Origin of the sequence: Pseudomonas oryzihabitans, assembly GCF_024652905.1 — a bacterium.
GTDB lineage: Bacteria > Pseudomonadota > Gammaproteobacteria > Pseudomonadales > Pseudomonadaceae > Chryseomonas > Chryseomonas benzopyrenica.
Genome location: NZ_CP102428.1, coordinates 3,042,064 through 3,053,353, shown reverse-complemented (window position 1 = coordinate 3,053,353; position 11,290 = coordinate 3,042,064). Strand labels below are relative to the sequence as shown.

The window sequence follows — 11,290 nt, the reverse complement described above, 5'->3', positions numbered from 1 at the left end:
TAAGTGCGTAATCTGTTTCTCGTAGGACCGATGGGCTCGGGCAAGAGCACCATCGGCCGGCTCCTGGCGAAGGAATTGCGGCTGCCGTTCAAGGATTCCGACAAGGTAATCGAAGAACGCACCGGTGCCGACATCCCCTGGATCTTCGATGTGGAAGGCGAGCAGGGCTTTCGCGAGCGCGAACGCGCCGCGATCGCCGAGCTGTGCGCGGAGAACGGCCTGGTGATGGCCACCGGTGGGGGCGCCGTGCTGCGCGAGGACAATCGCCAGGCGCTCAAGCGCGGCGGGCGGGTCATCTACCTGCATGCTTCCATCGAGCAACAGATCGAGCGCACCTCCCGGGATCGCAATCGACCGCTGCTGCAGACCGCCGATCCCGCGGCGGTGCTGCGCAATCTCATGGCCATGCGCGATCCGCTGTATCGGGAGATCGCCGACATCATCATCGAGACCGACGAGCGGCCCCCCCGGATGGTCGTGCTGCAGATACTCGACCGTCTGAAAGCCCTGGCACCGCATTAAAGCCGCGAGCGTTCTGCGCTATGCTAGGCGCCCTTTGAATCAAGGTGACGGCATGCGGACTCTTCACGTCGAGCTCGGTGAGCGCAGCTACCCGATCTACATCGGCCAGGGCCTTCTGGATCGACCGGAATGCGTCCTGCCCCATCTCGCCGGGCGCAAGGTGGCGATCGTCACCAACGAAACCATCGCGCCGCTCTATCTGGAGCGTCTGTTGCGCACCCTGGGCGATCGCCCGATCAGCTCGATCGTGCTGCCCGATGGCGAGGCGCACAAGAACTGGGAAACCCTGCAGCTGATCTTCGACGGCCTGCTGCAGGATCGCCATGATCGCAAGACCACCCTCATCGCCCTGGGCGGCGGGGTGATCGGCGACATGGGCGGTTTCGCCGCGGCCTGCTATCAGCGCGGGGTGGACTTCATCCAGGTGCCGACCACGCTGCTGTCCCAGGTCGATTCCTCGGTGGGCGGCAAGACCGGCATCAACCACCCGCTGGGCAAGAACATGATCGGCGCCTTCTACCAGCCCAAGGCCGTGGTCATCGATACCGACAGCCTGGCGACCCTGCCGGCTCGCGAACTGTCGGCGGGTCTGGCCGAGGTCATCAAGTACGGCCTGATCTGCGACGAACCCTTTCTCGGCTGGCTCGAAGAGCATGTCGAGGCGCTGCTGGCACTGGACCAAAGCGCGCTCACCGAAGCCATCGAGCGCTCCTGTGCGGCCAAGGCCCAAGTGGTGGGCAGCGACGAGCGCGAGTCGGGTCTGCGGGCGATCCTCAACCTCGGCCATACCTTCGGTCACGCCATCGAGACCCACCAGGGCTATGGCGTCTGGCTGCACGGCGAGGCGGTTGCCGCCGGCATGGTCATGGCGCTGCAGATGTCCCTGCTGCTGGGCTGGCTCAGTGCCGCGCAGCGCGACCGCGCCATTCGCCTGCTGGTTAAGGCCAAGCTGCCCGTGGTACCGCCGGCGGACATGCAGCCGGCCGATTTCGAACGCCTCATGGCGGTGGACAAGAAGGTCCTGGATGGACAACTCCGGCTGGTGCTGCTCAGTGATTTGGGCCAGGCCGTGGTGACCGCCGACTTCGCCCGCGACATTCTCGAGCAGACGCTGCGTACCGATTACCAAGCGCTGACCGCCCAGTAAGGAGAACAAGAGAGTCCCATGTCCAATCTGCACGCCGACGAAGCCTTCCTCGGTCACTATCAGTTCACTCACGACCCGTTCGCCGCCCGCGTTCCCGGTTTCAAATTCTTTCCGGCCCAGCGCAAGCCGGTGCTGGGCCAGTTGCATCACCTGGCCCGCTACAGCCAGCTGCTGCTGGTGGTCAGTGGTCCCGAGGGCAGTGGCAAGACGCTGTTGCGCCAGGCGCTGGCGGCCAGCACCAAGAAGGAAGCCGTGCACTGCGTGGTGATTTCCGCGCAGAACGGCGGTGACGCCCGCACGGTGTTGGCCCAGGTCGCCAAGGGCGTGGGTGCCGACAGCCAGACGCCTGCAGCCATTCTCGAACAGGCGGCGGAAGTGCGCCTGGCGGGGCAGGAGGTCTACATCCTGGTGGATGACGCCGAGGCCCTGGCCACGCCCGCGCTGGAAGCTCTGCTGGAGCTGGCCGGGGGCAGCGAAAAGGAGCGCCTGCACGTCTTCCTGTTCGGCGAAGCGGAAGTGGTGATGCGCCTGGAGGACATTGCCCAGGGCGAAGAGCGCTATCACGCCATCGAGTTGTTGCCCTACAGCGAGAGCGAGGCCGAGGAGTACCTGGCCCAGCGCCTGGAAGGTGCCGGCCAGGGCCTGGAGATCTTTACCGACGAGCAGCTCACGACCATCCACGAGCGCTCCGGCGGCTGGCCCGGTCGGCTCAACGAAGAAGCCCGGGATGTGCTGGTGGCCGGCATGAGCGCCCGGCGCAAGAAGGCCGCGGCACCGGCGAAAGGCTCGCGCAATCTGCTGGCGGCCCTGCCGCGCAAGCACCTGGTCATTCTCGGGGTGGTGGTGCTGGCGGTGGGTGCCGCGGCGCTGTCGCTCAAGGGCGGCAAGAGCGAGGCCCCGGCCACCGGCACGGCCGGACAGGACCTGCCCATGGGTGGCCAGAACACCGCCTCTGCCGGTAAGGACGCCCAGGGGGCGCCCATCCAGTTCGACGGCTCTTCCAAACCGCTGCCCCTGCCGCTGGTGGGCGAGTCGCAGCCGGTCATCCGTGAACCCCTCGCGGAAGCGGCGGGCGGTCGGCAGGCGGGTACCGCCGCGGGTAACGACATGGGTGCGGGCGGCGTGCCGCCGACCGTGACCACCGATGCCCCACCCATCAGTGACGAGGACGAACTGCCCAGCCGCACGCCGGCGCGTACTCCGGCGGCCAGCGCTCCGGCAGTGGCGGCTCCGGCGCCCCGTCACACCGCACCTGCGCCTATCCCTGCACCGACCAAGCCGGCTCCGGCTGCAGCGACCGCTCATGCTGGCAGCGCAGCGGCGGGTTGGTACGGTAGTCAGGCGGGCAGCAAGTACGCCTTGCAGGTGGTGGGTACCAGCACCGAGAAGGCGGCGCAGGACTTCATCGCCGCCCAGGCCGACAGTGGCAACTTCCGCTATTTCAAGAAGAGCTACCAGGGCAAGGCGCTCTATGTGGTGACCTACGGCAACTTCGCCAATCGGGCAGCGGCCGAAGCGGCCGTCAAGCAGTTGCCAGCCAAGGTGCAGGCCAGCAAACCCTGGCCGCGGACCTTCGCCAGCATCCAGCAGGACATCGCCACCAGTCGCTGATTCTTGCCTGCTACGTAAAGAAAGCCCCGGTGCTATCACGAGCGTGATGCCGGGGCTTTCTTTTTTGCGTCATCGAATTTTCATCAGGTGTCATCAGTGTTTGTCGTAAGCGATTTTTTCGCTACACTGGTCAGCCTTTGACTGTCCGAAAAAAGTTCAAATAAGCGGACCGTTTTGTGATGCCTTCGCAATAACCTGATTGCCGGTGAGAGCGCTATGAAAGCAGGCCTGTTCAATCCCGATAGCTTCAAGGACAACTGCGGCTTCGGCCTGATCGCCCATATGCAGGGCGAGCCCAGCCATGACCTGCTGGAAACGGCCATCGAAGCCCTGACCTGCATGACCCACCGGGGCGGTATCAACGCGGACGGCAAGACCGGTGACGGTTGCGGTCTGCTCATGCAGAAGCCGGATGCCTTCCTGCGCGCCATCGCCCAGGAGCAGTTCGGCGCCGAGTTGCCCGAGCAGTACGCCGCGGGCGTGGTGTTCTTCAACCAGGACGAGGCCCGCGCCGAACAGGCCCGCGCCAACATGAACCTGGAGATCGAGGCCGCTGGTCTGACCCTGGTCGGCTGGCGCAAGGTGCCCATCGACACCTCGGTACTGGGCGAGCTGGCCCTGGCGCGACTGCCGCGCATCGAGCAGGTGTTCGTCGCCGGTCCGGGTCTCGACGACCAGCAGTTCGGGGTCAAGCTGTTCTCCGCCCGCCGCCGCTCCTCGGTGCGCAACGCCGAAGACGCCGAGCACTACATCTGCAGCCTGTCGTCCCGCGTCATCGTCTACAAGGGCCTGATGATGCCGGCGGATCTCGCCGCCTTCTATCCGGATCTCGGCGATCCGCGCCTGGCTACCGCCATCTGCGTGTTCCACCAGCGCTTCTCCACCAACACCCTGCCGAAGTGGCCGCTGGCGCAGCCCTTCCGCTATCTCGCCCACAACGGCGAGATCAACACCATCACCGGCAACCGCAACTGGGCCCAGGCGCGGCGGACCAAGTTCGTCAACGAACTGATCCCGGATCTCGACCAGCTCGGTCCGCTGGTCAACCGCGTCGGTTCCGACTCCTCCAGCATGGACAACATGCTGGAGCTGCTGGTGACCGGCGGCATGGACCTGTTCCGCGCCGTGCGCATGATCATTCCGCCGGCCTGGCAGAACGTCGAGACCATGGACGCCGATCTGCGCGCCTTCTATGAATTCAACTCCATGCACATGGAGCCCTGGGACGGTCCGGCCGGCGTGGTGCTGACCGAAGGCCGCTACGCGGTCTGCCTGCTCGACCGCAACGGCCTGCGCCCGGCGCGCTGGGTGACCACCAAGAACGGCTACATCACCCTGGCTTCGGAAGTAGGCGTCTGGAACTACCAGCCCGACGACGTCATTGCCAAGGGCCGGGTCGGCCCGGGCCAGATCCTGGCCGTGGACACCGAGACCGGCGAGGTGCTGCAGACCGATGACATCGACAATCGTCTCAAGGCGCGCCATCCCTACAAGCAGTGGCTGCGCAAGAACGCCATGCGCATCCAGGCGACCCTTGACGACCATGATCACGGTTCGGCCTTCTACGACCAGGATCAGCTGCGCCAGTACATGAAGATGTTCCAGGTCACCTTCGAGGAGCGTGACCAGGTGCTGCGTCCGCTGGGCGAGCAGGGCCAGGAAGCCGTGGGCTCCATGGGCGACGACACACCCATGGCGGTGCTGTCGCGGCGCATCCGTTCGCCCTACGACTACTTCCGCCAGCAATTCGCCCAGGTCACCAACCCGCCGATCGACCCGCTGCGCGAGTCCATCGTCATGTCCCTGGAGACCTGCCTGGGTGCCGAGCGCAACGTCTTCGAGGAAACCGCCGAGCACGCCTATCGCGCCATCCTGAGCAGCCCGGTGATCTCGCCGGCCAAGTGGCGGACCATCCTCAACATGCCCAAGCCCGGCTTCGAGCATGTCACGATCGACCTCAATTACCCCGAGTCCATGGGTCTCGAGGCGGCGCTGCGCAACATCGTCGAGCAGGCCGAGGAAGCGGTGCGCGCCGGCAAGGTGCTGTTAGTGCTGACCGACCGCCACATCGAACCGGGCAAGCTGCCGGTGCATGCGGTGCTGGCCACCGGCGCCGTGCATCACCACCTGGTCAACCTGGGGCTGCGTACCAGCAGCAACATCCTGGTGGAGACCGCCACCGCCCGTGATCCGCACCACTTCGCCGTGCTGCTGGGCTTTGGCGCCACTGCGGTCTATCCGTTCCTGGCCTATGAGGTGCTGGGCGATCTGATCCGCACCGGCGAGGTGCTGGGCGACCTCTACGAGGTGTTCAAGTACTACCGCAAGGGCATCACCAAGGGCCTGCTCAAGGTGATCTCCAAGATGGGCATCTCCACCGTCGCCTCCTATCGCGGCGCCCAGCTGTTCGAGGCCGTGGGCCTGGCGGACGAGGTCACCGATCTGTGCTTCCCCGGCGTCACCAGCCGCATCAAGGGCGCGCGCTTCGTCGACCTGGAAGCCGAGCAGAAGCTGCTGGCCGGCGAAGCCTGGAACAACCGCAAGCCGATCCAGCCGGGTGGCCTGCTCAAGTTCGTCTATGGCGGCGAATACCATGCGTACAACCCGGACGTGGTCAATCTGCTGCAGGCCGCCGTGCAGCAGGGCGACTACGCCAAGTTCCGCGAATACACCGCGCTGGTGGACCAGCGCCCGGTGGCGATGATCCGCGACCTGCTCAAGGTCAAGACCAGCGACCAGCCCCTGGCGCTGGAAGAGGTCGAGCCGCTGGCCAACATCTTCACCCGCTTCGATGCTGCCGGGATCTCCCTGGGCGCCCTGTCGCCGGAAGCCCACGAGGCCCTGGCCGAGGCCATGAACCGCCTGGGCGGCCGCTCCAACTCCGGTGAGGGCGGTGAGGATCCGGCGCGCTACGGCACCATCAAGAGCTCCAAGATCAAGCAGGTGGCCACCGGCCGCTTCGGCGTCACTCCCGAGTATCTGGTCAATGCCGAGGTCTTGCAGATCAAGGTGGCCCAGGGCGCCAAGCCGGGCGAGGGCGGTCAGCTGCCCGGCGGCAAGGTCAACGGCCTGATCGCCAAGCTGCGCTATGCGGTACCCGGCGTGACCCTGATCTCGCCGCCGCCGCACCACGACATTTATTCCATCGAAGACCTGTCGCAGCTGATCTTCGACCTCAAGCAGGTCAATCCCAAGGCGCTGGTATCGGTCAAGCTGGTGTCCGAGCCTGGCGTAGGCACCGTGGCCGCCGGTGTGGCCAAGGCCTATGCCGACCTCATCACCATCTCCGGCTACGACGGCGGTACCGGTGCTTCGCCGGTGACCTCCATCAAGTACGCCGGCTCGCCCTGGGAACTGGGCCTGGCCGAGGCGCACCAGACCCTGCGCGGTAACGATCTGCGCGGCAAGGTCCGGGTGCAGACCGACGGCGGCCTGAAGACCGGCCTGGACGTGATCAAGGCGGCCATCCTCGGCGCCGAGAGCTTTGGCTTCGGCACCGCGCCGATGATCGCCCTGGGCTGCAAGTACCTGCGCATCTGCCACCTGAATAACTGCGCCACTGGCGTCGCCACCCAGAACGACCGGCTGCGCAAGGAACACTTCATCGGCACGGTGGAGATGGTGATGAATTTCTTCACCTTCATCGCCGAGGAAACCCGTGAGTGGCTGGCCAGGCTGGGCGTACGCAGCCTGGGTGAGCTGATCGGCCGTACCGATCTGCTGGAAATCCTGCCGGGCGAGACCGCCAAGCAGCAGCACCTGGACCTCACCCCGCTGCTGGGTAGCGATCACATTCCGGCCGAGAAGCCGCAATACTGCCAGGTGGAAAAGAACCCGCCGTTCGACCAGGGCCTGCTGGCCGAAGAAATGGTGCGCCTGTCGCTGCCCGGGATCGAAAAGCTCGAAGGCGGTGACTTCAGCCTCAGTATCGGCAACTGCGACCGCTCCATCGGTGCCCGTGTCTCCGGCGAAATCGCCCGGCGTCACGGCAACCAGGGCATGGTCAAGGCGCCGCTGACCTTCCGCTTCAAGGGCACCGCTGGCCAGAGCTTCGGCGTCTGGAATGCCGGCGGCCTGCACCTGTATCTGGAAGGCGATGCCAACGACTACGTGGGCAAGGGCATGACCGGCGGCAAGCTGGTCATCACCCCGCCCCAGGGCGCGGGCTTCAAGAGCCAGGAATCGGCCATCATCGGCAATACCTGCCTCTATGGCGCCACCGGTGGCAAGCTGTTCGCCGCTGGCACCGCCGGTGAACGCTTCGGGGTGCGTAACTCCGGGGCCCACACCGTGGTGGAAGGCACCGGCGACCACTGCTGCGAGTACATGACCGGCGGCTTCGTCTGCGTCCTGGGCAAGACCGGCTACAACTTCGGCTCGGGCATGACCGGCGGCTTCGCCTATGTGCTGGACCTGGACAACGGCTTCTATGACCGGGTCAACCACGAACTGGTAGAGATCCAGCGCATCAACAGCGAGGCCATGGAGGCCTACCGCAGCCACCTGGAAGGGGTGCTGGCTGAATACGTGCGCGAGACCGGCAGCGCCTGGGGCAGCCATCTCCATGAGAACCTGGACGACTACCTGCGCAAGTTCTGGCTGGTGAAGCCCAAGGCCGCCAGCCTGGCGTCGCTGCTGGTCAGCACCCGCGCCCGTCCGGAATAACGACTTCGATGCCGGCGCCTCAAGGCGCCGGTTTCACCGTGATAGCTCGTGGCGCCCTGCTGAAGGGGCGTCGCTTCAAGAGGTTTGGAAATGGCTGAACGTCTGAACAACGACTTCCAGTTCATCGAGGTCGGTCGCAAGGATCCAAAGAAGAAGCTGCTGCGCCAGCGCAAGAAGGAATTCGTCGAGATCCACGATCCCTTCAAGCCGCAGCAGGCTGCCGAGCAGGCGCATCGCTGTCTGGGTTGCGGCAACCCCTATTGCGAATGGAAGTGCCCGGTGCACAACTTCATTCCCAACTGGCTCAAGCTGGTGTCCGAAGGCAACATCCTGGCGGCGGCGGAACTGTCGCACCAGACCAACACCCTGCCCGAGGTCTGTGGTCGCGTCTGCCCGCAGGATCGGCTCTGCGAGGGCGCCTGTACCCTCAACGACGGTTTCGGCGCGGTGACCATCGGCTCGGTGGAGAAGTACATCACCGACACCGCCTTCGCCATGGGTTGGCGCCCGGACATGTCCAAGGTCAAGCCCACCGGCAAGCGGGTCGCCGTGATCGGTGCCGGTCCGGCCGGCCTGGGTTGCGCCGACATCCTGGTACGCAATGGCGTGACCCCGGTGGTGTTCGACAAGCATCCCGAGATCGGTGGCCTGCTGACCTTCGGCATCCCCGAATTCAAGCTGGAAAAGACCGTGCTCAGTCGCCGTCGCGAGGTCTTCGGCGGCATGGGCGTGGAATTCCGTCTGAACACCGAGGTGGGCAAGGACGTGACCATGGATCAGCTGCTCGAGGAATTCGATGCGGTTTTCCTGGGTATGGGCACCTACACCTACATGAAGGGCGGCTTCCCCGGCGAAGACCTGCCTGGCGTCCACGACGCCCTGGATTTCCTGGTGGCCAACGTCAACCGCAACCTGGGCTTCGAAAAAGATGCGGCCGACTTCGTCGACATGAAGGGCAAGCGCGTGGTGGTTCTGGGCGGAGGTGACACCGCCATGGACTGCAACCGCACCTCCATCCGCCAGGGCGCCAAGAGCGTGACCTGCGCCTATCGCCGCGACGCCGCCAACATGCCGGGCTCGCGCAAGGAAGTGAAGAACGCCAAGGAAGAGGGCGTGAAGTTCCTCTTCAACCGCCAGCCCATCGCCATCATCGGCGAAGACAAGGTGGAAGGCGTCAAGGTGGTGGAAACCCGTCTGGGCGAGCCCGATGCCCGTGGCCGCCGCAGTCCCGAGCCGATCCCCGGTTCCGAGGAGATCCTGCCGGCCGATGCGGTGGTCATCGCCTTCGGTTTCCGCCCGAGTCCCGCGCCCTGGTTCGAGCAGTTCAACATCGACATCGACAGCCAGGGCCGGGTCGTCGCGCCGGGGCTGCACGAGTTCAAGCACCAGACCAGCAACCCGAAGATCTTTGCCGGTGGCGACATGGTGCGCGGCTCCGACCTGGTGGTGACCGCCATCTTCGAAGGCCGCAACGCCGCCGAGGGCATCCTCGACTACCTGGGCGTCTGAGGCCAGGCCGCTGGACAAGAGCCGACCGGTGCAAGCCGGTCGGCTTTTTTCTTGGGCGCCATGCGGGGATAGGGCTGCTTTCTGGTGCAGCGAAAGGCGGGCAGGGCGCTGTGGAGGCCGTGCCAGAGCGCTTTCTGCGTCTGGCACAGGGTCTGCAAAGGTTCTGGTTCTCTCCTGCGAGGTACTGCCATGAACAAGCCCGAAATGACCGCCGCCATTCTCGCCGCCAAGCAGCGCCTGGGCCTGAGCTGGTCGGCGATCGCCGCCAGCCTGGAAATGTCCTCGGTCTGGACCACCTCCGCCTGCCTGGGCATGAACAGCATGGCGCCGGCGGTGGCGGAACGCCTGTGCCAAGTGCTGGAATTACCGAGCGAGGTTTCCCTGGCGCTGCAAGCCTTCCCGCACAAGCAGTGGGACAAGGCCGTGCCGACCGATCCGCTGATCTATCGCTTCTACGAGATGATCCATGTCTACGGCGATACCATCAAAACCCTGATCCATGAAGAGTTCGGTGACGGCATCATGAGTGCCATCGACTTCAGCATGGACATCTCGCGGGTGGCCGATCCCAAGGGCGACCGGGTGCAGATCGTGCTCAACGGCAAGTTCCTGCCCTACAAGAGCTGGTAAGCCGATCGGTGCGATAGATAAAAGGCACGCCCCGGTGCAGTGCCTTTTGCCAGCCGCTTTGCGACAATGCCGGCACTTTTGCTGCCGGATGTCGCCATGACTGCCCTGAAGAACGACCGTTTCCTGCGTGCCCTGCTCAAGCAGCCGGTGGACGTCACCCCGGTGTGGATGATGCGCCAGGCCGGGCGCTATCTGCCCGAGTACCGCGCCAGCCGGGCCCGCGCCGGTGACTTCATGAGTCTGTGCAAGAACCCGCAATTCGCCTGCGAGGTGACCTTGCAGCCGCTGGAGCGCTATCCCCTGGATGCGGCCATCCTCTTCTCCGACATCCTCACCATCCCCGATGCCATGGGCCAGGGCCTCTATTTCGAGACTGGCGAGGGTCCGCGCTTTCGCAAGGTGATCGATACCCCGGCCGACATCGAGGCGCTGCCGATCCCCGATGCCGAATCCGACCTGGGCTACGTGATGGACGCCGTGCGCACCATCCGCACGGCGCTGGACGGCCGGGTACCCCTGATCGGCTTTTCCGGCAGCCCCTGGACCCTGGCTACCTACATGATCGAAGGCGGCTCCAGCAAGGATTTCCGCAAGGCCAAGGCCATGCTCTACGACACCCCCGAGGCCCTGCACCTGCTGCTGGATAAGCTGGCCCAGGCGGTCACCTCCTACCTCAACGGCCAGATTCGTGCTGGCGCCCAGGCGGTGCAGATCTTCGATACCTGGGGCGGCAACCTGTCCGCCGCGGCCTACCAGGAGTTCTCCCTGGCCTATATGCGCAAGATCGTCGCCGGGCTGATCCGCGAGCATGAAGGACGACAGGTACCGGTGATCCTCTTCACCAAGAACGGCGGTCTCTGGCTGGAAAGCCTGGCCGACAGCGGCGCCGAGGCCCTGGGCCTGGACTGGACCTGCGACATTGGCGAAGCGCGCCGCCGCGTGGGTGCCAAGGTTGCCCTGCAGGGCAACATGGATCCCAGCGTGCTCTACGCCAAGCCGGCGGCCATTCGCGCCGAGGTGGGGCGTATCCTGGAAAGCTATGGCCAGGGCAGCGGCCACGTCTTCAACCTGGGTCACGGCATCACTCCCGAGGTGGACCCGGCTCACGCCGGCGCCTTCATCGAAGCCGTGCACGAGTTGTCGGGGCGCTACCACCAGGGCTGACTGTGCCGGGATCGGCATGACCGGTCCCAAGTCGAGCGAGCG

General features: G+C 65.3%; 7 protein-coding genes. All 7 read left to right on the top strand.

Going from position 1 to position 11,290, the window contains the following annotated elements; translation table 11 throughout:
- The first annotated feature begins 3 nt into the window (after positions 1-3).
- The 7 genes from aroK (at position 4) to hemE (ending at position 11,248) form a co-directional block, all read left to right on the top strand.
- Positions 4-522 (top strand): shikimate kinase AroK, encoded by a 519-nt coding sequence (gene aroK, locus NRG74_RS14100; RefSeq protein ID WP_026083835.1) that lies wholly within the window; start codon positions 4-6, stop codon positions 520-522.
- Positions 523-574: 52 nt separating this feature from the next.
- Positions 575-1,669 carry a 3-dehydroquinate synthase gene (aroB, locus tag NRG74_RS14095; protein ID WP_257704590.1) on the top strand — a complete coding sequence of 365 codons (1,095 nt, stop codon included), beginning with the start codon at positions 575-577 and terminating at the stop codon, positions 1,667-1,669.
- Between the two features lie 18 nt (positions 1,670-1,687).
- Positions 1,688-3,280, top strand: coding sequence for an AAA family ATPase (locus NRG74_RS14090; RefSeq protein ID WP_257704588.1), 1,593 nt, complete (start codon positions 1,688-1,690; stop codon positions 3,278-3,280).
- 216 nt (positions 3,281-3,496) lie between these two features.
- Complete coding sequence (gene gltB / locus NRG74_RS14085) at positions 3,497-7,945, top strand: glutamate synthase large subunit (RefSeq protein ID WP_257704586.1); 4,449 nt, start codon at positions 3,497-3,499, stop codon at positions 7,943-7,945.
- A gap of 90 nt (positions 7,946-8,035) precedes the next feature.
- Positions 8,036-9,454 carry an FAD-dependent oxidoreductase gene (locus NRG74_RS14080; protein WP_064309265.1) on the top strand — a complete coding sequence of 473 codons (1,419 nt, stop codon included), beginning with the start codon at positions 8,036-8,038 and terminating at the stop codon, positions 9,452-9,454.
- Between the two features lie 189 nt (positions 9,455-9,643).
- Positions 9,644-10,084: a cyanase gene (cynS, locus tag NRG74_RS14075; RefSeq protein ID WP_160924104.1), complete on the top strand. Its 441-nt coding sequence runs from the start codon at positions 9,644-9,646 to the stop codon at positions 10,082-10,084.
- Positions 10,085-10,180: 96 nt separating this feature from the next.
- Positions 10,181-11,248 (top strand): uroporphyrinogen decarboxylase, encoded by a 1,068-nt coding sequence (gene hemE, locus NRG74_RS14070; RefSeq protein WP_184292003.1) that lies wholly within the window; start codon positions 10,181-10,183, stop codon positions 11,246-11,248.
- Positions 11,249-11,290 lie beyond the last annotated feature (42 nt).

What these genes read in the sequence shown, in the direction of transcription:
- hemE (WP_184292003.1), top strand. Translation starts at nt 10,181, where the DNA reads ATGACTGCCCTGAAGAACGACCGTTTCCTGCGTGCCCTGCTCAAGCAG.
- cynS (WP_160924104.1), top strand. Translation starts at nt 9,644, where the DNA reads ATGAACAAGCCCGAAATGACCGCCGCCATTCTCGCCGCCAAGCAGCGC.
- gltB (WP_257704586.1), top strand. Translation starts at nt 3,497, where the DNA reads ATGAAAGCAGGCCTGTTCAATCCCGATAGCTTCAAGGACAACTGCGGC.
- NRG74_RS14080 (WP_064309265.1), top strand. Translation starts at nt 8,036, where the DNA reads ATGGCTGAACGTCTGAACAACGACTTCCAGTTCATCGAGGTCGGTCGC.
- NRG74_RS14090 (WP_257704588.1), top strand. Translation starts at nt 1,688, where the DNA reads ATGTCCAATCTGCACGCCGACGAAGCCTTCCTCGGTCACTATCAGTTC.
- aroB (WP_257704590.1), top strand. Translation starts at nt 575, where the DNA reads ATGCGGACTCTTCACGTCGAGCTCGGTGAGCGCAGCTACCCGATCTAC.